This window comes from Streptomyces sp. NPDC030799 (assembly GCF_055572255.1).
On the sequence record NZ_JBVIDS010000016.1, the window covers coordinates 137,955 to 160,706 of the forward strand.

22 protein-coding genes are annotated in these 22,752 nt (G+C 71.0%); 15 read left to right on the plus strand and 7 right to left on the minus strand.

The window, feature by feature from the left end:
• Positions 1–62 precede the first annotated feature (62 nt).
• Positions 63–1,547, plus strand: coding sequence for an aminopeptidase P family protein (locus ACZ41I_RS34175; RefSeq protein WP_363214055.1), 1,485 nt, complete (start codon positions 63–65; stop codon positions 1,545–1,547).
• Between the two features lie 66 nt (positions 1,548–1,613).
• Entirely contained in the window at positions 1,614–2,981 is a 1,368-nt protein-coding gene (pdxR, locus tag ACZ41I_RS34180) for a MocR-like pyridoxine biosynthesis transcription factor PdxR (protein ID WP_468515867.1), read from the plus strand.
• A gap of 17 nt (positions 2,982–2,998) precedes the next feature.
• Here the strand turns inward: pdxR and ACZ41I_RS34185 are convergent, their stop codons facing one another.
• Together ACZ41I_RS34185 and ACZ41I_RS34190 are read right to left on the minus strand one after the other, a co-directional pair.
• Complete coding sequence (locus tag ACZ41I_RS34185) at positions 2,999–3,562, minus strand: GNAT family N-acetyltransferase (protein ID WP_363214057.1); 564 nt, start codon at positions 3,560–3,562, stop codon at positions 2,999–3,001.
• A gap of 7 nt (positions 3,563–3,569) precedes the next feature.
• Positions 3,570–4,016, minus strand: a complete 447-nt coding sequence (locus tag ACZ41I_RS34190) for an ATP-binding protein (protein WP_363214058.1) — start codon at positions 4,014–4,016, stop codon at positions 3,570–3,572.
• Between the two features lie 186 nt (positions 4,017–4,202).
• Between ACZ41I_RS34190 and ACZ41I_RS34195 the strand changes: the two genes are divergently transcribed.
• From ACZ41I_RS34195 to ACZ41I_RS34235, 9 genes are all read left to right on the plus strand, one after another.
• Entirely contained in the window at positions 4,203–5,078 is an 876-nt protein-coding gene (locus ACZ41I_RS34195; RefSeq protein ID WP_399766971.1) for a hypothetical protein, read from the plus strand.
• A gap of 118 nt (positions 5,079–5,196) precedes the next feature.
• Positions 5,197–5,925, plus strand: a complete 729-nt coding sequence (locus ACZ41I_RS34200) for a YcnI family copper-binding membrane protein (protein WP_468515868.1) — start codon at positions 5,197–5,199, stop codon at positions 5,923–5,925.
• 124 nt (positions 5,926–6,049) lie between these two features.
• On the plus strand, positions 6,050–6,703 hold the full coding sequence (locus ACZ41I_RS34205) for an SCO family protein (protein WP_399766965.1): 654 nt from the start codon (positions 6,050–6,052) through the stop codon (positions 6,701–6,703).
• Complete coding sequence (locus ACZ41I_RS34210) at positions 6,700–7,167, plus strand: copper chaperone PCu(A)C (RefSeq protein ID WP_363214062.1); 468 nt, start codon at positions 6,700–6,702, stop codon at positions 7,165–7,167. Before ACZ41I_RS34205 ends, ACZ41I_RS34210 begins: the two co-directional genes overlap by 4 nt.
• Positions 7,168–7,183: 16 nt before the next feature.
• A complete protein-coding gene (locus tag ACZ41I_RS34215) occupies positions 7,184–9,091 on the plus strand; it encodes a copper resistance CopC/CopD family protein (RefSeq protein WP_468515869.1) in 1,908 nt (635 codons plus the stop codon).
• A gap of 8 nt (positions 9,092–9,099) precedes the next feature.
• Complete coding sequence (gene efeB / locus ACZ41I_RS34220; protein ID WP_468515870.1) at positions 9,100–10,392, plus strand: iron uptake transporter deferrochelatase/peroxidase subunit; 1,293 nt, start codon at positions 9,100–9,102, stop codon at positions 10,390–10,392.
• Positions 10,393–10,474: 82 nt separating this feature from the next.
• On the plus strand, positions 10,475–11,407 hold the full coding sequence (gene pheA, locus ACZ41I_RS34225; protein ID WP_363214065.1) for a prephenate dehydratase: 933 nt from the start codon (positions 10,475–10,477) through the stop codon (positions 11,405–11,407).
• Between the two features lie 530 nt (positions 11,408–11,937).
• Positions 11,938–13,215 (plus strand): serine--tRNA ligase, encoded by a 1,278-nt coding sequence (gene serS / locus ACZ41I_RS34230; RefSeq protein WP_363214066.1) that lies wholly within the window; start codon positions 11,938–11,940, stop codon positions 13,213–13,215.
• Complete coding sequence (locus ACZ41I_RS34235) at positions 13,212–14,012, plus strand: HAD family hydrolase (protein WP_468515871.1); 801 nt, start codon at positions 13,212–13,214, stop codon at positions 14,010–14,012. The genes serS and ACZ41I_RS34235 overlap by 4 nt, the downstream gene beginning before the upstream one ends.
• 482 nt (positions 14,013–14,494) lie before the next feature.
• Here the strand turns inward: ACZ41I_RS34235 and ACZ41I_RS34240 are convergent, their stop codons facing one another.
• The 5 genes from ACZ41I_RS34240 to ACZ41I_RS34260 form a co-directional block, all read right to left on the minus strand.
• Positions 14,495–14,626 carry an SCO2583/SCO2584 N-terminal domain-containing protein gene (locus ACZ41I_RS34240; RefSeq protein ID WP_468515872.1) on the minus strand — a complete coding sequence of 44 codons (132 nt, stop codon included), beginning with the start codon at positions 14,624–14,626 and terminating at the stop codon, positions 14,495–14,497.
• Between the two features lie 77 nt (positions 14,627–14,703).
• On the minus strand, positions 14,704–15,423 hold the full coding sequence (locus ACZ41I_RS34245) for an ABC transporter permease (RefSeq protein WP_363214069.1): 720 nt from the start codon (positions 15,421–15,423) through the stop codon (positions 14,704–14,706).
• A gap of 10 nt (positions 15,424–15,433) precedes the next feature.
• Positions 15,434–16,345: an ABC transporter ATP-binding protein gene (locus ACZ41I_RS34250; RefSeq protein ID WP_468515873.1), complete on the minus strand. Its 912-nt coding sequence runs from the start codon at positions 16,343–16,345 to the stop codon at positions 15,434–15,436.
• Positions 16,342–17,259 carry an ABC transporter permease subunit gene (locus ACZ41I_RS34255; protein WP_363214071.1) on the minus strand — a complete coding sequence of 306 codons (918 nt, stop codon included), beginning with the start codon at positions 17,257–17,259 and terminating at the stop codon, positions 16,342–16,344. The genes ACZ41I_RS34250 and ACZ41I_RS34255 overlap by 4 nt, the downstream gene beginning before the upstream one ends.
• Positions 17,249–18,232: an ABC transporter ATP-binding protein gene (locus ACZ41I_RS34260; RefSeq protein WP_363214173.1), complete on the minus strand. Its 984-nt coding sequence runs from the start codon at positions 18,230–18,232 to the stop codon at positions 17,249–17,251. The genes ACZ41I_RS34255 and ACZ41I_RS34260 overlap by 11 nt, the downstream gene beginning before the upstream one ends.
• 247 nt (positions 18,233–18,479) lie before the next feature.
• Here ACZ41I_RS34260 and ACZ41I_RS34265 point away from each other — a divergent pair, with 247 nt between their 5' ends.
• From ACZ41I_RS34265 to ACZ41I_RS34280, 4 genes are all read left to right on the plus strand, one after another.
• Complete coding sequence (locus ACZ41I_RS34265; protein ID WP_468515874.1) at positions 18,480–19,322, plus strand: M24 family metallopeptidase; 843 nt, start codon at positions 18,480–18,482, stop codon at positions 19,320–19,322.
• Positions 19,319–21,073 carry an SDR family oxidoreductase gene (locus ACZ41I_RS34270; RefSeq protein ID WP_468515875.1) on the plus strand — a complete coding sequence of 585 codons (1,755 nt, stop codon included), beginning with the start codon at positions 19,319–19,321 and terminating at the stop codon, positions 21,071–21,073. The genes ACZ41I_RS34265 and ACZ41I_RS34270 overlap by 4 nt, the downstream gene beginning before the upstream one ends.
• 1 nt (position 21,074) lies before the next feature.
• Positions 21,075–22,022 (plus strand): MerR family transcriptional regulator, encoded by a 948-nt coding sequence (locus ACZ41I_RS34275; protein ID WP_468515876.1) that lies wholly within the window; start codon positions 21,075–21,077, stop codon positions 22,020–22,022.
• Positions 22,023–22,142: 120 nt separating this feature from the next.
• Positions 22,143–22,703 carry an RNA 2'-phosphotransferase gene (locus ACZ41I_RS34280; RefSeq protein ID WP_399766930.1) on the plus strand — a complete coding sequence of 187 codons (561 nt, stop codon included), beginning with the start codon at positions 22,143–22,145 and terminating at the stop codon, positions 22,701–22,703.
• Positions 22,704–22,752: the final 49 nt, after the last annotated feature.

A 22,752-nucleotide genomic window follows, 5' to 3' on the forward strand; every position in this document is an offset into this window, starting at 1 on the left:
GGCCACAAGCAGGAGCGACGCGGGCCCCGGGGGAGATCACCAGGCGTATCGAGGAGGATCACGTGTCCGACGAGCTCAACCCGGTCGTGCCCGACACCGCTACCGCGGAGGGCCCCGAGACCGAGTCCGAGGAGCCCATCAAGCAGCGGAAGAACGGCCTGTACCCGGGCGTCTCCGACGAGCTGGCCGAGAACATGAAGTCCGGCTGGGCCGACACGGAGCTGCGTGACCTGAAGCCCGTCCCCCAGGCCGCCGAGACCGCGCGCCGCCGCGCCGCGCTGTCCGCCCGCTTCCCGGGCGAGCGCCTGGTGATCCCGGCGGGCAATCTGAAGACCCGCTCGAACGACACCGAGTACCCCTTCCGGTCCTCCGTCGAGTACGCGTACCTCACCGGCAACCAGACCGAGGACGGCGTCCTGGTCCTGGAGCCCAAGGACGACGGCCACGAGGAAACGATCTACCTGCTGCCCCGCTCGGACCGCGAGAACGGCGAGTTCTGGCTCTCCGGCCAGGGCGAGCTGTGGGTGGGCCGCCGCCACTCCCTCGCCGAGTCGGAGGCGCTGTACGGCATCCCGGCCGCGGACGTACGGGAGCTGGCGGACAAGCTGCGCGAGGCCACCGGCCCGGTGCGTGTCGTGCGCGGCCACGACGCCGGCATCGAGGCCGCCCTGACCGACAAGGTCACCGCCGAGCGCGACGAGGAGCTGCGCGTCTTCCTCTCCGAGGCCCGTCTGATCAAGGACGAGTTCGAGATCGGCGAGCTGCAGAAGGCCGTCGACTCGACGGTGCGCGGCTTCGAGGACGTCGTGAAGGTCCTCGACAAGGCCGAGGCCACCTCCGAGCGCTACATCGAGGGCACGTTCTTCCTCCGCGCGCGCGTGGAGGGCAACGACGTCGGCTACGGCTCCATCTGCGCGGCCGGCCCGCACGCCTGCACCCTGCACTGGGTGCGCAACGACGGCCCGGTCCGCTCCGGCGACCTGCTCCTGCTCGACGCCGGCGTGGAGACGCACACCCTCTACACCGCCGACGTCACGCGCACGCTGCCGGTCAACGGCACGTACAGCGAGATCCAGAAGAAGATCTACGACGCCGTGTACGAGGCCCAGGAGGCCGGAATCGCGGCGGTCAAGCCGGGCGCCAAGTACCGCGACTTCCACGACGCCGCCCAGCGCGTGCTCGCCGAAAAGCTCGTCGAGTGGGGCCTGGTCGAGGGCCCGGTCGAGCGCGTCCTGGAGCTGGGCCTGCAGCGCCGCTGGACCCTGCACGGCACCGGCCACATGCTCGGCATGGACGTCCACGACTGCGCTGCCGCGCGGACCGAGACGTACGTGGACGGCGTCCTGGAGCCGGGCATGGTGCTCACCGTCGAGCCGGGGCTGTACTTCCAGGCCGACGACCTGACCGTGCCGGAGGAGTACCGGGGCATCGGGGTGCGGATCGAGGACGACATCCTCGTCACCGAGGACGGCAACCGAAACCTTTCGGCCGGTCTGCCGCGCCGCTCCGACGAGGTCGAGGCGTGGATGGCCGCGCTCAAGGGCTGATCTGAGATTCAATGGCCGGGTACCGGGCAGGTGCCCGGCCATTCGCGTGCCTGGGGGAAGGTTCTCGTGGACGACTTCTGGTCCGGTGTCGGTGTCGATCTGCATCTGGAGCCGGACTCGGCGGACGGGCGCCGTATCGGACTGGAGCGGGCTCTGCGGGACGCCGTACGGGACGGGCGGCTCGTGCCCGGGACCCGGTTGCCGGCCACCCGGCGGCTCGCCGCCGGGCTCGGCATCTCGCGCGGCACCGCCAAGGCCGCCTACGACCAGCTCGTCGCCGAAGGATACCTGACAGCCCGTCAGGGTTCGGGCACCCGGGTCGCCGAGCTGCCGGCCGTCGCATCGGCGGAACCGGGGACGGCGACACACACGCGTGCCCCGCGTTTCGATCTGCGCCCCGGCAGCCCGGACGTCGGCGCGTTCCCCGCGGCGGCCTGGCTGCGCGCGCTGCGCCGGGCCATAGCGACGGCGCCCTCACTCCCGTACGACTACGGCGACCCGCGCGGCCGGATCGAGCTGCGCACCGCGCTCTCGGGGTATCTGGGCCGGGCACGCGGGGTGCTCGCGCCGCCGGAGCGGATCGTCATCACCTCCGGGTACGTGCAGGGCCTCGCGCTCCTCACACGCGTGCTGGACGGCGCCGCCGTCGCCATGGAGGACCCCGGGCTGCCGTTCCACCGGGAGGTGGTGCGGCGCAACGGCGGAACGGTCCTGCCGGTCCCGGTGGACGCGCGCGGGGTGCGCCCCGAGGAGCTGGGCGAGGCGGCCGCGGTGGTCGTCACCCCGGCGCACCAGTACCCGACCGGGGTGACCCTGCGTCCCGAGCGGCGGCGGGCGCTCGGCGACTGGGCACGCGCGCGTGGCGGACTGATCGTCGAGGACGACTACGACGGGGAGTTCCGCTACGACCGCCAGCCGGTGGGCGCGTTGCAGGGCATGGCGCCCGGCCAGGTGGTGTACCTCGGCACGGCCTCCAAGACACTCGGCCCGGCGCTGCGGCTCGGCTGGATGGTGCTGCCGCCGCACCTGGTCGACGCGGTCGCCGACGCCAAGCTGCACAGCGACCACCACACCGAGACCATCGGCCAGCTGGCGCTCGCCGAGCTGATCGACAGTCATGCCTACGACCGGCACGTCCGGGCGTGCCGGCTGCGCTACCGGCGCCGCCGCGACCAGCTGCTGGCCCGGCTGGGCGCGGGCCGGAACGTGCACGGCATCGCGGCCGGCCTGCACGCCCTGATCGACGTGCCCGACGAGGCCGAGGTGCTGGCCCGCGCAGCGGCGGAGGGCCTCGCCCTGGGCACCCTCGGCGACCACTGGCACACCCCCGGCCCCGACCGGCCGCAGGGCCTGGTCGTCGGCTACGGCACACCCCGCGAACGGGCGTATCCGGAGGCCCTGGAGGCCCTGGCGAAGGTCCTCGGCAGGGGCTGAGCGCGCCGAGCCCCGGCTCAGAGGACCGGATCGTGGTCGTGCAGGACCCGCTGGAAGAGGCGGCAGTCGCGCCACTGCCCGTCGATGTGCAGGTACTTCGGGGCCATGCCGATCGGTTCGAAGCCGCACTTCGCCAGCACCCGCTGTGAGCCGATGTTGTCGAGCAGCGTGGACGCCTCGATCCGGTGCAGCCCCACCACATCCCGCGCGATCTCGCAGACCCGCTCCACCGCGGCGCCGGCCAGGCCTTGTTTCTGCTGGTCGGCGGCGACCCAGTAGCCGAGCGACGCACTGCAGAAGGGTCCTCGGACGATCCCGGTCAGGGTGACGGTCCCGACGATCCGCCCATGCGCCGCCTGGAACACCAGGGGCACCGCGGCGCCCTCGGCGAACAGATGCAGCAGCCCCCGGATCCGCTCGCGCTGTCCCGCCCCGGTGAAGAAGGACTCCGGCCGGCGCGGCTCCCACGGCCGCAGGTGCTCGCGGTTGTCCACGTAGGCCGCGCACAGCGTGTCCGCGTCGGTCTCCGCCAGCAGCCGCAGTGTCACCCCGGCCGCTATCTCTGCGCTCTCGATCCGCATGCCGACACTATGCCGTCAGCAGTGAAGGATCCTTCTTCCATTTGAGGATCTTGTCGAAGCTGACCACCGTGCCGCCGCGGCCGGGCTTGGGGCCGATGTGGACGTGGTCGGCGAGTTCGCGGATGAGACACAGACCCCGGCCGTGCTCGGCGTCCGGGCGGGCGGGCCGGAGGTCGTGGGCGCGGGAGAAACCCGGTCCGGAATCGGCCACTTCGATGCGGCACTTCTCGCCGTCGAGGTACGCGGTCACCCGGTACGCCTCCGAGGAGCCGCCGTTCGGGGTGTCACCGCCGTGCTCGACGGCGTTCGCGCAGGCCTCGCTCAGGGCGACGGAGAGGTCGTAGGAGATCTCGGGGTCGACGCCCGCCGTCTCCATGGTGCCGATCAGCAGCCGTCGGGCGAGCGGCACGCTCGCGGCCTCGCGGCGCAGATGGAGTGACCACCAGATGCTCATGCTCCAGCCTCCTGGCCGCGGCTCGACATACCGATACGTATTGCCGCCCGTAGGGGGCCGTAAGCACACAGTTGACGTGACTCCGCCCATACAGCCGATGCGCCGGGGGAGGAATCGGTGTATGAGGGACGTTCCCGCGGCCCTGTCGTAGGACGCCGATAAGCACAGTGGGATGATGAGGCCGCCATGACTGCCCCCCACCCGCGCACGGCGCGTCCCGGAGCCGGGCTCCGGATCCTGCGGGCCGCGGTGTTCGCCGCGGTCTGTGTCGCGCTGTCCGCGTGCGGGCACACCCTCGCCTCCTGTGCGAGCGTGCCGCTGTGGACGCTGGGTGCGGGCTTCCTGGGCTGTCTGCTGCTCGTGGTGCCGCTCGCCGGGCGGGCCCGCTCACTGCCGGGCATCGCCGCGCTCCTCGCACTCGGCCAGGGCGCGCTGCACACGCTGTTCGTGCTGGGCCGGCACGGGACCGCCATGGCCCCGGGCGGGATGACCTCGGGCGGGATGGCCTCGGGCGGCATGGCGATGACGGCACCGGGTGCGCGCGGCTCCTCGTTGAGCGACACCGCGCTCGTCGAGCAGGCCGCGCGCTTCCTGTGCGGTTCGAACCCCACCGCCCTCACCCCCGGGCGTGCCTTTCACGTCCTGCTCACCGCCCACCTCATCGATCGCTCGGGCCGGCCCGTGACCGTCCTGGGCGGCGTGTACCGCACCCAGGACACCGCCGGCTCCGCCGCGGGGCTGCTGCCCTCGCTGCCGATGCTGCTCGGCCACGTCCTCGCGGCCGTCGCCGTCGGCTGGCTGCTGCGCCGCGGCGATCTCGCCCTGCTCCGGCTGATCGAGCTGTCGGCGCACGGAGTCGCGGAGGGGGCGCTCGTACGATCCCTGCGGGCGGCGCTGGCGCTGGCGCACGCCCTGTGCGCCGGGCTGCTGCCCGCCTCCGCGCCCCGTCCGGGCGGCCGTCGTACCGCGCGGGACGACGCGCCCGGCCCGCACACCACCGCACTCCAGCACACGGTGATCCGGCGCGGCCCGCCCGCCGCCGGTTTCCTCCTCGCCGCCTGACGCGACGCGCGCACCACTCCACTGATCCGAGCGGGAGAGGGCTGCCGCCGTCGCGCGGCACGCGCGCGTGCGCGTCCTCTCCTCGCCATCAGAACTCTCAGAGTGGAGTGCTCCTGTCATGCAGGTTTCCCGAATCGCTTCCCGTGTCACCGCTGCCGGCGCCGTCGCGGGCACGGCCGTACTGGCGCTGTCCGTCCCCGCCTTCGCGCACGTCACCGTCCAGCCGGAGGGCACCGCGGCCAAGGGCGGCTACGCCGTCGTCGACTTCAAGGTCCCCAACGAGCGCGACAAGGCCTCGACCACCAAGGTCGAGGTCAGCCTTCCGGCCGACCACCCGATCGCCTCGGTCATGGCCCAGCCCGTGCCCGGCTGGAACGTGCAGGTCACCAAGTCCAAGCTGGCCAAGCCGCTGACCGTGCACGACGAGAAGATCGACGAGGCCGTCACCAAGGTCACCTGGACCGCCGCCGACGGCAAGGGCATCCAGCCCGGCTACTTCCAGAAGTTCCCGCTCTCCCTCGGCGCCCTGCCCGACAACGACGACCAGCTCGTCTTCAAGGCGGTCCAGACGTACTCCGACAAGGAGGTCGTGCGCTGGATCGAGGTGCCGCAGGCCGGCCAGGACGAGCCGGAGAACCCGGCGCCGGTGCTGGAGCTGTCCGCCGCCACCGACGACCACCACGGCACGGCGAGCGCCGAGGACGCCTCCGAGAAGACCGCGAACGCGGCCGCCGCCACCGGCTCCCGCACCGACACCACCGCGCGCGTGCTCGGTGTGGTCGGCATCGTCATCGGCATCGCAGGCGTGGCCTACGGCGTCCTCGCGGGCCGCCGCCGCACCGCCTGAGCCCCGCCGCTTCCGGACCGCGCACGGGGGTCGTACGACGCGTGCGACGCTGTCATGGCCGTTTGCCATGGCTGTCGTACGACCCCGGTACGCACCGGAGTACTCACACCTGGGACATTTTTCTATGCGCAAGAAGACGTTCGCCGCGGCCGCGCTGCTCGCCGCCGCCACCCTGACCCTCTCCGCCTGCGGCAGCGGGAACGACGGCAAGGCACCGATCGCCGTGGTCTCGGAGGAGTCCGACTCGGGCAAGCCCGCCATCGTCCTCGACAAGCCCTTCGAGAAGCCGGACCTCGTCCTCACCGACACGCACGGCAAGAAGTACGACCTCCGCAAGGAGACCCAGGGCCGTCCGACCCTGCTGTACTTCGGCTACACCCACTGCCCCGACATCTGCCCGACGACGATGAGCAACATCGCCGTCGCCAAGAAGGCGCTGCCCAAGGCCGAGCAGAACGACCTGAGGGTCGTCTTCGTCACCACCGACCCCGGCCGTGACACCCCGGCCGAGCTGGCCAAGTGGCTCAAGGGCATCGACCCGCAGTTCATCGGCCTGACCGGGGACTTCGCCACCGTCCAGGCCGGTGCCCGCTCGGTCGGCATCACCGTCGAGCCGACGACGAAGGACAAGAACGGCAAGCTCGTCTCCGTCCACGGCACCCAGGTCATCGCCTTCTCACCGAAGACGGATGGCGGTTACGTCTACTACGGCGAGAACACCACGGTCGACGACTACACCAAGGACCTGCCCAAGCTCGTGAAGGGGGAGAAGCCGTGAGGCGCCACGCCCTTGTGACGGCGGCTGTCTGCACGGGGGCCCTCGCCCTCGCGGGCTGCTCGGGCTCCGGGCCGAAGGCCGGCTCCGCGAAGGCCGAGCTGTCGGTCAACGGGCCGTACATGCCGCAGCCGGTCTCCGCCGACATGGCCGCCGGCTTTCTGACGATCACCAACAACGGCGGCGCGAAGGACGAGCTGACCGCGGTGAGCAGTGACACCGCCGGCCAGGTCACCATGCACAGCACCATGGGCGGCGCCATGCAGGAGAAGACCTCCTTCGCGATACCCGCCCATGGTCAACTCGTGTTCAAAAGCGGCGGCAACCACCTGATGTTCGAGAAGCTGAAACGCAAGCCGAAGCAGGGCCAGACGGTCACCGTGAAGCTCACCTTCGCCGAGTCCGGGCCCCTCACCGTCGAGATGCCGGTGAAGTCCGCCACGTACAACCCGTCGACCGGCCACTGAGGGAGGACCGACCACCGTGACGCGGACCATCACCCCCACGCGACACCGGAGCAGCCTGCGCACCCTGGTGCTGCTGCTCCTCGCCGTCACCGGCGCACTGCTCGCGGGTGCCGCACCGGCCTCCGCCCACGCGGCGCTGACCGGCAGCGACCCCGCGCAGGGGGTGGTGGTCAAGCAGGCACCCAGCCAGGTGGCGCTGACCTTCTCCGAGAAGGTGGCGATGAACGACGACTCCCTGCGCGTCCTCGACCCCAAGGGCAAGCCGGTCCAGACCGGCACACCCGCCAACCTGAGCGGGACGACCTACGCCGTGCGGCTCAAGAGCGGCCTGGGCAAGGGCACCTACACGGTGACCTACCAGGTCGTCTCCGCCGACAGCCACCCCGTCTCCGGCGCCTACACGTTCTCCATCGGGGCGCCCTCGCAGACCGTGGTCTCCGGCACCGGGCCGGTCGCGGGCGGCGGAGTCGTGGGCGGGCTCTACGCGTTCGGGCGGTACGCGTCGTACGCCGGGTTCATCGTGCTCGCCGGCGGCGCGGCGTTCGTGCTCGCCTGCTGGCAGCGCGGCGCGGGCGTACGGGCCCTGCAGCGGCTGGTCGTCGGAGGCTGGCTCACGCTCACCGCGGCCACCCTGTGGCTGCTGCTCCTGCGCGGCGCGTACACCACCTCCGGGAAGGTCGCCGACGTCTTCGACCTCGGTCTGCTCGGCCAGGTGCTGCAGACCAAGACCGGTGCGGCGCTGGTCTCCCGGCTGCTGCTGCTCGCCGCCGCCGCGCTGTTCATCGCCGTCCTCTTCGGCGCGTTCACCAAGCGCGAGGAGGGCCCGGAGAAGCGTGATCTGACCTTCGGGCTCGCGGTCGGCGGGGTGGTCGTCGCGGCGGGGCTCGCCACCAGCTGGGCCATGGCCGAGCACGCCTCGGTCGGACTCCAGCCGGGCATCGCCATGCCGGTCGACGTCCTCCACCTGCTCGCGGTCGCCACCTGGCTGGGCGGGCTCACCGCCCTGCTGGTCGCCCTGTACCGGGCGCCCGCCGGGACACCGGTTCAGGCCTCCGCGGTGCGCCGCTTCTCCCGCGTGGCCTTCGGCTCCGTCATCGCGCTCGTCGCGACCGGCACCTACCAGTCCTGGCGCCAGCTCGGGTCCTGGTCGGCGTTCACCGACACCCGGTACGGACAGCTGCTTCTGGTCAAGATCGGGCTGGTGGCGCTGCTGATCGGCATCGCGTCCGTTTCGCGGCGGTGGACGGGCCGGCTCGCCGACGCCGTCGCCCTCGCCAAGCCCGCCAAGGAACGTGTCGCCGCGTCGAAGACGGCCGGGAAGAGCAGCGGCTCCGGGGACTCCCGGCGCGCCGCCCAGCTCGCCCGGCAGCAGGCCGCGATGGACGCCGCCCGGCAGAAGCGGCTGCGGGACGGCGACCCGAACCGTCTCGGGCTGCGCCGCTCGGTGCTCGCCGAGGCCGGTGTCGCGGTGGTCCTGCTCGCCGTCACCACCTGGCTGACCCAGACCGAGCCGGGCCGCACCGAGCTGGAGGCCAAGGCCGCCGCCCCGTCCTCGTCCAGCTCTTCGACGGCGCCCTCGAACGGCGCCCTCACCCTGGACATGCCCTTCGACACCGGCGGCACCGACGGCAAGGGCGTCGTCAGCATCGACCTCGACCCCGCGCGCGTGGGCGGCAACGAGATGCACGTGTACGTCCAGCGGCCCAACGGCCGGGCCTTCGACATCCCCGAGGTGAAGGTCGCCTTCACCCTGGAGGCGAAGAAGATCGGCCCGCTTCCCGTGACCCCCGACCACATCACGACCGGCCACTGGTCGGCGAACGGAGTACAGATCCCCATGGCCGGCGACTGGAAGATCGCCGTGACCGTGCGGACCTCCGACGTCGACCAGGTGACCGTCTCCAAGAACGCGCAGATCGGCTGACCGACACCATGCCCGACCAGTCCATCCCTCAGGTCCGCACATCCCCCGAGGCGTCCCGGGCGTCCGAGACGTCCGAGCCCGCGGGCGGCCGCGGCATCTCCCGGCGGGCCCTGCTCGGCACCGCTGGCGCCACCGGTCTCGTGCTCGGCGCGGCGGGCGGGGCCGTGGGGTACGCCGCCGCCCCCGCCCAGGCCAGCCCGCTGACCTCGGTGGGCTCCGACCGGGCGATGTTTCACGGGAAACATCAGCCCGGTATCACCGAGGGGCTTCAGGCGCACGGTCATCTCGCCGCCTTCGACCTGGTGGCGGGCGCGGGCCGCAGGGAGGCGGCGGCACTGCTGCGCCGCTGGTCCACGACGGCCGAGCGGCTGATGGCGGGCGAGGCCGCGCCGCACGACGACACCGATGTGGCCCGCGACGCCGGGCCGTCCTCGCTGACGATCACCTTCGGCTTCGGGCACTCCTTCTTCGGCAGGACCGGTCTGGAGAAGCAGCGGCCGACCGCACTGGATCCGCTGCCGGACTTCTCCTCCGACCACCTCGACAAGGCGCGCAGCGACGGCGACCTGTGGGTGCAGATCGGTGCGAACGACGCCCTGGTCGCCTTCCACGCCCTGCGTGCGATCCAGAAGGAGGCAGGCGGTGCGGCCCGGCTGCGCTGGCAGATGAACGGCTTCAACCGCACCCCGGGCGCCACCGCGCACCCCATGACGGCCCGCAACCTCATGGGCCAGCTGGACGGCACCCGCAATCCGAAGCCGGCCGACTCCGACTTCGACCGGCGGATCTTCGTACCCGCCGCGGGCGAGCCCGCCTGGATGGCGAACGGCTCCTATGCCGTCGTACGCCGCATCCGCATGCTCCTGGACGACTGGGAGAAGCTGTCCGTGCCGGCCCAGGAGGCGGTCATCGGGCGCCGGAAGTCCAACGGGGCGCCGCTGTCCGGAGGCGACGAGACAACCCCGATGGACCTGGAGAAGACCGACGCCAAGGGCGAGTACGTCGTCCCACTCAACGCGCACGCCCGGATCACCCGGCCCGACAAGAACGGCGGCGCGGCCATGCTGCGGCGCCCCTTCTCCTACCACGACGGCTTCGACGCGGACGGCACGCCGGACGCCGGTCTGCTGTTCATCTGCTGGCAGGCGGACCCGCTGCGGGGTTTCGTACCGGTGCAGCGCAAGCTCGACCGGGGCGACGCGCTGTCACCGTTCATCCGGCACGAGGCGAGCGGACTGTTCGCGGTGCCGGGCGGGGCGGCGAAGGGCGAGTATGTGGGACAGCGGCTGCTGGAAGGGTGAATGTCCGGCCTCAAACCACCCGGTCGTGTGGTGTTCATGGGACAGCGAGGCCGCTCTGCCCTGCGCCCATTAGGGTGAGGACATGCCAGCGAGCTATGCGTATCTCGGCCCGGAGGGCACCTTCACCGAGGTCGCCCTGCGGACGCTCCCGGAAGCGGCCACCCGGGAGCTGATCCCGTATGTGTCGGTGCAGTCCGCGCTGGACGCGGTGCGGGCCGGGGACGCCGAGGCGGCGTTCGTACCGATCGAGAACTCCGTCGAGGGCGGCATCACCACCACCCTCGACGAGCTGGTCGCGGGCGAACCGCTGATGATCTACCGCGAGGTGCTGCTGTCGATCACCTTCGCGCTGCTCGTCCGGCCCGGCACGGACCTCACGGACATCAAGACGGTCTCCGCCCACCCCGCGGCCCAGCCGCAGGTGCGCAACTGGCTGCGGCGGCATCTCCCGGACGCGACGTGGGAATCGGCCGCCTCCAACGCGGACGCCGCCCGCCTGGTCCAGGAAGGCCGTTACGACGCCGCTTTCGCGGGCGAGTTCGCCGCGGCCCGGTACGGCCTGACGGCGCTGGAGACCGGGATCCACGACGCGGAGAACGCACAGACCCGTTTCGTTCTGGTCGGCCGCCCGGCCCGGCCCGCCGCGCCGACCGGTGCCGACAAGACCTCGGTGGTGCTGTGGCAGCGCGACGACCACCCCGGTGCCCTGCGGGACCTGCTGGGCGAGTTCGCCTCGCGCGGGATCAACCTGATGCTGCTGCAGTCCCGGCCGACCGGCGCCGGCATCGGCAACTACTGCTTCTGCATAGACGCCGAGGGTCATATCTCCGACCGGCGGATGGCGGAGGCGCTGATGGGGCTGAAGCGGATCTGTCTCCAGGTGCGTTTCCTCGGCTCCTATCCGCGTGCGGACATCAAGCCGGACGATGCTCCGGGGACACGGCCGGGAACCTCGGACGAGGAGTTCATGGCGGCGGCGGACTGGGTGGCGCGCTGCCAGGACGGCCGGTTCTAGCCAGCCCTACCTGCATATCATCGTTATCCACAGAAGTTATCCACAGGTGCCCTTCTCGACCTGGGGACAAGTCGACAGACAAGGGCGACCGGGTCGACAAATCGCCCTGCAGCCCCTGGATCGGGACACCGTCACCCGGTTCACCCTTCGCCCATCCGTTTCCTTTGGTTCATCTTTCAGGGCGACCGTTTTCCACCCGAAGGCAGGTGTCGAGGTGGTTTGACCCGGGAATTCTTCCCTCCGTTCCTCACTTCCGGAGTGATCAATTCCGAAGTCCACAGACCTTCCACACAGCCTGTGGATAACTCTTCGGAGGGTGTGGATTTCTGTGGACAACCGACCCGCCAAGTCCCGTTCTCCACAAGGGAATCCAGTCAACCCGAGGCCCGACGCATGCCCCGTCCCAGGGAGTGAGACACTTTTCCTTGACACGCTCGGCAATTACGGCATAACGGAACGTAAGTCGCGAATCAGAACACGTCGAAATAGAGATTCGTGAGCGGCAACCCGGCACCGGTAGCCTTGGCCTCGTGATTGACCTTCGCCTGCTCCGTGAGGACCCCGACCGTGTGCGCGCGTCCCAGCGCGCCCGTGGAGAGGACGTCGCGCTCGTCGACTCCCTCCTGTCTGCCGACGAGCGGCGCAGGTCCTCCGGCGTCCGCTTCGACGAACTGCGCGCCGAGCAGAAGCAGCTCGGCAAGCTGATTCCCAAGGCCACCGCCGACGAGAAGGCCGAGCTGCTCAAGCGTGCCGAACAGCTGAAGGCCGACGTCAAGACCGCCGACGCCGAGCGCGACGCGGCCGACGCCGAGACCCAGGAGCTGCTGCTCCGGCTCGGCAACCTCGTCCACCCCGACGTGCCCGTCGGCGGCGAGGAGGACTTCGTCACGCTGGAGACGCACGGCACCATCCGTGACTTCGGTGCCGAGGGCTTCGAGCCCAAGGACCACCTGGAGCTGGGCCAGCTGCTCGGCGCGATCGACGTCGAGCGCGGCGCCAAGGTCTCGGGCTCCCGCTTCTACTTCCTCACCGGCGTCGGCGCCCTGCTGGAGCTCGCCCTGGTGAACGCCGCGATCGCGCAGGCCACGGCGGCCGGCTTCACCCCGATGCTCACCCCGGCGCTGGTCCGGCCCCAGTCCATGGCCGGCACCGGCTTCCTCGGCCAGGCGGCCCAGGACGTCTACCACCTCGACAAGGACGACCTGTACCTGGTCGGCACCTCCGAGGTCCCGCTGGCGGCCTACCACATGGACGAGATCATCGACGCCGACAGGCTGCCGCTGCGGTACGCCGGCTTCTCGCCGTGCTTCCGCCGTGAGGCCGGCTCGCACGGCAAGGACACGCGGGGCATCTTCCGTGTGCACCAGTTCGACAAGGTCGAGATGTTCTCCTACGTCGCGCCGGAGGACTCCCAGGCCGAGCACCAGCGGCTGCTGGAGTGGGAGAAGCAGTGGCTGACCTCGCTGGAGCTGCCGTTCCGCGTCATCGATGTCGCCAGCGGTGACCTCGGCGCCTCGGCCGCCCGCAAGTACGACTGCGAGGCGTGGATCCCGACCCAGGGCAAGTACCGCGAGCTGACCTCGACCTCGGACTGCACCGAGTTCCAGTCCCGCCGCCTGTCGATCCGCGTCCGCGACGGCAAGCAGGTCAAGCCGCTCGCCACCCTCAACGGCACGCTGTGCGCCGTACCGCGCACGATCGTGGCGATCCTGGAGAACCACCAGCAGGCCGACGGCTCCGTCCGGGTCCCCGAGGTGCTGCGCCCGTACCTGGGCGGCCGGGAGGTCCTGGAGCCGGTCGCCAGGTGACCGGTTTCCCGTACCAACTGATCGCCACCGACCTCGACGGAACGCTCCTGCGCTCCGACGAGTCGGTCTCCCCGCGCACCCGTGACGCGCTCGCCGCGGCCACCGCGGCGGGCGCGGCCCACATCGTCGTCACCGGGCGCGCGGTCCCGTGGACCCGGCACATCCTGGACGACCTCGGCTACGACGGCCTGGCCGTCTGCGGCCAGGGCGCGCAGGTCTACGACGCCGGAGCGCACCGCCTGCTGACGTCCGTGACCCTGGACCGGCAGCTGGCGGGCGTGGCGCTGGCCAAGATCGAGGCCGAGGTGGGCCCGCTGTACCTGGCGGCCAGCCGGGACGGTCTGGACGGCGAGGTGCTGGTGGGCCCGGGCTACGCGGTCACGGGCAAGCTCCCCGCCACCCCCTTCACGGACGCGTCCGACCTGTGGACGGCTCCGCTGGGCAAGATCTACATACAGCATCCGACGATGGGCGACGACGAGCTGGCGGACGCCGCCCGGCAGGCTGCCGGGGGCTTCGTCACGGTCGCCATGGCGGGCCAGGGCATCGTGGAACTGCTCCCGCTGGGCCTGTCCAAGGCCACGGGCCTGTCTCTCGCCGCCCGCCGTCTCGGTCTGAGGGCCGCTGACACGATCGCCTTCGGCGACATGCCCAACGACATCCCGATGTTCGCCTGGGCGGCCCACGGGGTGGCCATGGGAAACGCTCACGACGAGCTCCGCGCGGTGGCCGACGAAGTGACGGCCTCCCATGAGGAGGACGGGATCGCGATGGTGCTGGAGAGACTGCTGCCGTAGTCGCGGTGTCCCGCCGTGGGTCCTGCGGTCCGCTGCCGAGTGCGGGTGGATGGTGGGCCGATCGCGCAGTTCGCCGCGCCCCCGGGGGGTGCGGTTCCGCCTGCTCTCTGGGCACCGCCGCTGCTGCGGACGGTCGTGCCGCTGGGGCGGCACGGGTGGGCGCAGCAGCACTTCGTCAGCGCCGCATTGCGCGACTCACCCGGCCACCCCAGCGCGGAGTGCCCCCTTGCAGCAGGGGGCCACGGGGAAGGCGGCCCACGCGAGAGCGACATCGCGTGCTCGAAGCGGCCGCCCCGGGCTGCCCCTTGGGCTCCACGGTGGGGTAACTACACCGGAGCCGGCCTCGGGCCGCCCTGTCGGGAGCTGGGCGTACTGCCGTGCATGGACATCGCCCACCTCCACTCCCAGTTCGCGACGCCGGGACACTCCCGGCGGATGGGGCACAACCACTCTGCCCCGCCGCCGTGTTGGGCGCCACCCAATTACATCCGGGCCCGGGCGGACGGCTCGGCGGTCTCGGCGGCGCGTACGAAGTCCTCGTCCAGCACGAGCCCGTCCCAGACTTCGCCCCCGGGCCGCCCGTGCCCGCCGGTCCCCGGTATCCGCTCTGCCATCAGCAGCCTCCTACCGTTCATCCGCTTTGCCCAGTGTGCCCGGACCGGTGTGAGCCCCCCGTCAAGCCGCCGGAGGCCTACTCCTCGCCCGCCAGCTTCAGCGTCCGCAGCTTCTGACCGGCGTACCAGGTGGCCAGCACGGTGACCGCCACCAGCAGCACGGTGGCCGTCGGCAGGCCCACCTCCGAGGTGACCAGGTCGCCTCCGGCGATCTTGTGGGCGACGGCCAGCGACCACTGCTGGACGCTCAGCGTGCGCGCCCCGGGCACCAGGGACCCGAACAGGGCCTCCCAGACGAGTGCGTAGACCAGCCCGAAGACCACCGCGTGCCGGGACACCGTGCCGAGGAGCAGGAAGAGCGCGGAGTACGCGATGGAGGAGACCAGTGCGGCCACCGTGTAGGCGACGGCGATCTGCTGACCGTTGCCGTTGAGGATCAGGCCCGCGATCAGGGTCGGTACCGCCGAGAAGACCATGGTCACGGCGATGGCGACGATCAGCTTGGTGAAGATGATCGCGGGCCGCTTCAGCGGCTTGGACAGCAGGTAGACGACGGAGCCGTCGTCGATCTCCGGACCGATCGCGCCCGTACCGGCGATGACACCGATGATCGGCACCATGGTGGCGATCGCGAAGCCGCCGAGCACGTCGGCGGCGGTCTGGTCATCGGCTCCGGTCAGGCCGCGCACGGCCACGGAGAGCACGATCAGCAGCAACGGCAGCGCCGCCAGGATGAGGGCCCGACGGCGGCCGAGCAGGGCCCGGTAGGTGAGCCGGGCGACGGTGGGGTCGTACATCTTCGGCCTCCTACGCCGCGACCAGATACGAGAAGACGGACTCCAGGGACTCGTCCGACGGCGAGACCGTGAGCAGCCGGATGCCGTGGTCCCGGGCGACCTTCGGCAGCAGGGCGGTGAAGCGGCCGAAGTCGACGGCCTGGATGCGCAGCGCTCCCTCGGTCAGGTCGACCTCGATGCCGGCCGTCGAGGGGTCGGCGATCAGTGCGGCCGCGAGGGCGCGGTCGTCGCTGGAGCGGACCAGATAGCGGTGCGGGCGGTCGGTCATCAGCCGGCGGATCCTGCGGAAGTCACCGCTGGCCGCGTGCCGTCCGGCGACGACGACCTCGATGTGCCGGGCGAGCTGCTCGACCTCCTCGAGGATGTGCGAGGAGAACAGCACGGTGCGGCCCTCGTCGCCCATCTTCCGCAGCAGTTCCATCAGTTGCATGCGCTGGCGCGGGTCCATGCCGTTGAACGGCTCGTCCAGCAGGAGCAGCGACGGGTCGTGGACCAGCGCGCTCGCCATCTTCACGCGCTGCCGCATGCCCTTGGAGTACGTGGAGATCTTCCGGTCCTGCGCGTACTCCATCTCGACCGTGGCGAGGGCCCGCCTGGCCGCCTTGTCGCCGAGTCCGTGCAGTTCGGCATTGGCGACGACGAACTCACGCCCGGTCAGGAAGTCGTACATCGCCTCGCGTTCGGGGACGATGCCGATGTGCTGGTAGATCTGCTCGTTCCGCCACACCGGCTGTCCGTCGAGGGTGACGGTGCCGGTGGACGGGGCGAGGAAGCCGCCCATCATGTTGATCAGGGTGGACTTTCCGGCGCCGTTGGGGCCGAGCAGGCCGGTGACGCCGGGGCCGATGGTCATGGTGATGTCGTTGACGGCGACCACGTTGCCGAACCAGCGGGAGACGTGGTCGATGCTGAGGGTCGTCACAGTCCCACCTTCTTGTAGCGGCGCATCAGCAGGCCGTAGCTGCCGGCGATCAGGGCGAGCACGACCAGGACGTAGACCACGCCCTGTCCGGCCGACGGGTCGATCGCGCCGGGGTTGCGGGCGGTCGCGCCCAGGAAGGCCGACTGGACGCCGTCGATGAGCGTGACGGGCGAGAACAGGCCGATCCACGGGATGGCGCTGGAGTGGTTCTGTACGTCGGCGATGGCCTGGAGCGTACTGACCGCGCCGTAGGAGATGATCATCACGGCGATCACCGCGGCGATGCCGAAGCCCCGGCGCGGGGTGACGGCGGCGATGACCAGGCCGATGCCGGCGAAGAGCAGGGAGAGCAGGGCCACGGAGACCAGTCCCTCGGCGAATTCCTTCGTCTGGTGGGCGAAGCCCAGCTTGGACAGCAGCGCGCCCACGTACATCACGAGCAGGGGAGCGGCGGTGAGGACGAAGATCGCCGAGGCGAGCGCGGCGAACTTGGCGCGGACGTAGTCGGCGGTTTCGATGGGCCGTGAGAAGTACAGCGGCACGGTCTTGAAGCGCAGGTCGCGGGAGACGGCCTGGGGTGCCTGTGCGGCGACGTACAGACTGATCACGGCCTGCATCATGATCGCGTAACGGGTGTAGGCCACCGGCAGTTCGTGCGCCTTGGTGGCGACCGCGACGGCCACCATGATGGCCGCGGGCACGCACATCACCGCGAACAGCAGCATCGGCAGCACCTTGGTCTTGGCCGAGCGGCCGAGGCCGTAGGCGCCGCGCAGGGACTGCGAGTACAGCGAGCGGCGGGCGTAGGCGCGGCCGAGGCGGGGGCCGTCGTAGCCGCGGTAGCCGATGTCGTGGATGCGGGTCTGGTCGCCCGCGGGCGAGGTCAGGGGCTGCACGGGGTGCTCAACCGCCATGGCCGACGGCCTCCTTCCGCTGCTCGTCGTTGCTGTTCTGCTCGTCCTGGCTGGTGAACACCTCGGAGATGTGGTGCCGGCGCTGCTCCATGCGGACGAGGCCGAGCCCGAGGTCGGCGACGACGTCCCGGACCAGGTCGTAGGTCTCCTCGCCCTGGGCGGTCAGCAGCAGGATGTGTCCGGCACCGGGCAGCCCCGCACCCTCGGCGTGGGTGTCCACCCCGCGCGCGTGGAGCGCGTCGCGGACCGCGCGGGTGCCGTCGGGGTGGGTGTCGCTGTCGGTGACCTCGATCGCGAGGGTGGTCGTGGTCTGGGTGAAGTCGGTGGTGGAGCTGGAGCGCAGCAGTGTGCCGCCGTCGATGACGACGACGTGGTCGCAGGTGCGTTCCAGTTCGCCGAGGAGGTGGGAGGTGACCAGCACCGAGATCCCGAACTCGGTGTGGATGCGGCGGATCAGGCCGAGCATCTCGTCCCGGCCGACCGGGTCGAGGCCGTTGGTCGGCTCGTCCAGGAACACCAGCTGCGGGTCGTGCACCAGCGCCTGGGCGAGCTTCACGCGCTGCTTCATGCCGGTCGAGTAGCCGCCGATGGGGCGGTAGCGCTCCTCGTACAGGCCGACGTGGCGCAGCGTGTCCGCGGTGCGTTCGCGGGCGGCGGTGGGCGGCAGGCCGGCCATGCGCGCCATGTGCACGACGAACTCGGTGGCCGAGACGTCGGGCGGCAGGCAGTCGTGCTCCGGCATGTAGCCGACGCGCTCGCGGATGGCGCCGCCCTTGGTGGCGACGTCCAGGCCGAGCACCTCGGCGCGGCCCTCGCTCGCGGGGGACAGACCCAGCAGGATCTTGATCAGGGTGGACTTGCCGGCGCCGTTGGCTCCGACGAGTCCGGTCACACCGGGCCCGATGTCCACGGACAGCCGGTCGAGCGCGGTCACCCGGGGGAACCGCTTGCTCAGGCTTTCGGTCGCGATCACAGTCACGCCTACGACGGTAGTGACCCGGGCCACGCCGGGCGTCAGACCTCAGAGCCGTCTTCGCGTCAGACCCAGGTATTACGGGGCCCTAGGGGATGCCCTGCCTCAGGGTTACCGCGAGTTGTCCACAGGCCGCCGACCCTCCTATTGACGCCGCCTCTAACAACTGTCACATTCACCAGTGTCAAGTTACGGACGCGTACCGCGGTCGGCTGGACGAGTCGACGGCACGACGGGACGGGGCGGCATGACGACGACAGTGAGCAGCGAACTCTCCGTGGAACTGGGAGGGTTCAGGCGGGTGCAGCGCCTCGCCTACGAGTGCGCGGAGGCGGTCGCGGCGCGGCTGGAGCCAGGTGTGACCGAACGCGAGGCGGCGCGGATGCAGCGCGAATGGCTGCGCGAGCGCGGGGTGCGGGACTGGTTCCACCTGCCCTTCGCCTGGTTCGGCGACCGCACGGCGTTCGTGAACTTCCGCATCCCGCTGCAGTTCTTCCCCACCGACCGCGCCCTGGAGCCCGGGATGCCGTTCATCCTGGACATGGCGCCGGTGTACGAGGGATGCACGGCGGACATCGGCTACTCGGGCTCGCTCGGCGTCAACCCGGTGCAGGACCGGCTGATGGCCGACCTGGAAGCCCATCGCGAGCTGATCCTGCGCGAGGTGCGCGAGCGGCGTCCGCTGCGCGAGATCTACGAGGACGTGGACCGTCTCATGGTCCGCCAGGGCTGTGCCAACCGGCATCGCGCGTACCCCTTCGGCGTGATCGCCCACAAGGTGGACCGCGTGAAGCAGCGCCGCTTCTCCCCCCACCTCTTCGGGTTCGGTACGCAGTCCCTGAAGGGCCTGGCCGCCGACGCGCTGCACGGCCACCGCGAGGGCTGGTCGCCGCTGTGGTCGCCGTACCGCTTCTCGGACCATCCGCCGCAGCCGGGCCTGTGGGCGGTGGAACCACACCTCGGCTTCCGGGGGACGGGCGCGAAGTTCGAGGAGATCCTGGTGGTCACGGACTCGACGGACCCCGAGGAGAGCGCCTTCTGGCTGGACGACGATCTGCCGCACGTGCGGCGCTGGGCGGAGGACAAGTGACACTGCAGGGCGCGCGCGAGCGCTGGGTACGGACCGGTGGGGTCGAGCTGTGCGTGGCCGAGCTGGGCGACCCGGAGCAGCCGACGGTGGTACTGGTGCACGGCTACCCGGACAGCAAGGAGGTCTGGTCGGAGGTCGCCGTCCGCCTCGCCGACCGCTTCCACGTAGTGCTGTACGACGTCCGGGGCCACGGCCGCTCGACGGCCCCCCAGCCGCTGCGCGGCGGCTTCACGCTGGCCAAGCTCACCGATGACTTCCTGGCCGTCGTGGACGCGGTCAGCCCGGACCGCCCGGTCCACCTGGTCGGTCACGACTGGGGGTCGGTGCAGTCCTGGGAGTTCGTGACGGTGGGCCGCACCGAGGGCCGTATCGCCTCCTTCACGTCGATGTCCGGGCCGTCCCTGGACCACTTCGGGCACTGGATCAACGCGCGCGTGAAGCGCCCGACGCCCCGCCGGGTGGGCCAGCTCCTCGGCCAGGGAGCCAAGTCCTGGTACGTGTACCTGCTGCACACGCCGGTCCTGCCCGAGCTGGCCTGGCGCGGTCCGCTCGGCAAGCGCTGGCCGAAGATCCTCCAGCGGGTCGAGAAGGTGCCCGGCGGCGGCTATCCGACCTCCTCGCTGCCCACCGACGCGGCGCACGGCGCCTGGCTGTACCGCGACAACGTCCGCGCCCGGCTGAGGAGGCCCCGCCCCGACGCATACGCGCACGCGCCCGTACAGCTCATCACGCCCCAGGGGGACGTGTTCCTCTCCGAGCGTCTCTACGACGACCTGGAGCAGTGGGTGCCCCAGCTGACCCGCCGTACGCTCCCGGCCAAGCACTGGATCCCGCGCACCCGGCCCGATCAGCTCGCCTCCTGGGTCGGGGAATTCGTCCTGTCCGTGGAAGGCGGCCGCCCGGAGCCGAAGGCCACCGGCCGCCATGCCGAACGGTTCGGCGGCCAGTTGGTTCTGGTCACCGGCGCGGGCAGCGGCATCGGCCGGGCCACGGCGTTCGCGTTCGCGGAGGCCGGCGCGCGCGTGGTGGCCGTCGACCGCGACACCGAGGCCGCGGCACGCACCGCCGAGCTGTCCCGGCTGGTCGGCGCGCCCGAGGCCTGGGCGGAGACGGCCGACGTCTCCGACGAGCAGGCGATGGAGAAGCTCGCCGAGAAAGTGCACCGCGCGTACGGCGTGCCCGATGTGCTGGTCAACAACGCGGGCATCGGCCTGTCGGGCTCGTTCTTCGCCACCACGTCCGACGACTGGCGCAGGGTCCTCGACGTGAACCTGTGGGGCGTGATCCACGGCTGCCGGCTGTTCGGCGGGCGGATGGCCGAGCGCGGCCAGGGCGGCCACATCGTCAACATCGCCTCGGCGGCGGCCTTCCAGCCCTCCCGGGCCCTGCCCGCCTACAGCACCTCCAAGGCGGCGGTGCTGATGCTCTCCGAGTGCCTGCGCGCCGAACTCGCCGGTCAGGGCATCGGTGTCACGGCGATCTGCCCGGGTTTCGTCAATACCAACATCACCGCCACGGCTCGCTTCGCCGGTGTGGACGAGACGGAGGAGCGCCGCCGCCAGAGGAAGTCGGCCCGGCTGTACGGCATGCGCAACTACCCGCCGGAGAAGGTGGCCGAGGCGATCCTGGACGCGGTGGCCCGCAACCGGGCGGTCGTCCCGGTGACCCCGGAGGCCCGCGGCGCCCACCTCATGTCGCGTTTCCTGCCGGGGGTGTTGCGGCGGGTCGCGCGCGTGGAGCCGAGGCTGTGACATGACCGACCCGCCGCCCCAGCGGACCTACCGCATCGAGGACCTCGCCCACCACACCGCCACCACGGTCCGGACCATCCGTGCCTACCAGGACCGCGGTCTGCTCCCCCGGCCCGAGCGCCGGGGCCGGGCCAACGTCTACTCCGAGGCGCATGTCACCCGGCTCCACCAGATCGCCCATCTCCTCGACCGCGGCTACACGCTGGCCTCGATCAAGGAGCTGCTGGACGCCTGGGACACCGGCCGCGGTCTGGGCGGGGTGCTCGGCCTGGTCGCCGAGGTGGAGGGGCCATGGACGGACGAGCGCCCCGACCGTCTCACGCGGGCCGAACTGGACGCGCGCTTCGGGGGCAGACCCGACGACGACGCGGTGAGCGAAGCCGTCAAACTCGGCGTGCTGGAGCGGATCGACGGTGACCCCGACGCGTTCCTCGTGCCGAGCCCCCAAGAGCTGGCCGTGGCCGTGGAGTTGCACGCGGCCGGGGTGCCGCTCTCCGCGATCTCGGGTCATCTGCGGGAGTTGAGGGGCCAGGTCGAGCACATCGCCGCCCGTTTCCTGGAGTTCACCACCGAGTACGTCTTCGCCCGCTATCTGGACGATCCCGAGCGCCGCACGGACGCGCACGCGGCGGAGGCCGCCTCGCTCGTGCGCCGGCTGCGCCCGCTGGCCCAGCAGACGATGGACGCCGAACTGGCTCGCGCCATGCGTGCATTGGCGACCCGGCATCTGCGGACGCGTCTCGGCGCACAGCAGCCCCTGGAAGAGCAGCCCTACGCCCGTTCGGTCTCCCTTCCGGGCAGGACGATCGATGCCGTGGAAGGGCTCGTTGGGCGCACACATGTTTCCGACTTCATCGCGCTGGCAGCCGAACGCGAGGTGATGGCACGCACGTTGGACGGGTTGGCCACAGGCGTCATAAGGAGCAGGGAAGTTGGCGAACCATCCTAAAGGGGGCATCACTTGTCCACAGTTTCTCCAATTCGCTTGTGGATAACTACACTTGGTTGTGGATCAAACCCATGAAGAAAAAAATCTGCGTGATTCACGCCTCTCCCGCACGCTGGTCGTATGAACGGGCCATACGACGAAAGACGCACCGTGAAGGTGTCGAAGTACCTCTCCAGGCACCTGCGCCACCAGCCGGAGGGAATCGGGCTCACGCTCGACCCGGGCGGCTGGGTGGAGATCGACACGTTGATCGCCGCGGCCGCCGCACACGGCTTCCGGTTCACACGTGAGGAACTGGACCATGTCGTGGCCACCAACGACAAGCAGCGCTTCGCGATCGAGGGCACCCGGATCCGGGCCAGCCAGGGCCACAGCATCGACGTGGACCTCGGCCTGCCCCCGGCCACCCCACCGCCGTACCTCTACCACGGGACCGTCGCCCGGAACCTGGACGCGATCCGCGCCACCGGCCTCAGGCCGATGAGCAGACACGACGTCCACCTTTCCGCCGACCGTGAGACCGCCACCCGGGTCGGCGCCCGCCGCGGCCGCCCCGTGGTGCTCGTGATCGACGCCGGCGCCATGCACCGCGACGGCCACGTCTTCCGCGTCAGCGCCAACGGGGTCTGGCTGACGAGGGCCGTACCCCCGCGCTACCTGCGCTTTCCGGGACCCCACTGATACGGGAAACCGGCTCACGGCTGTGATCGGCGGTATGGACCAGTCGCCG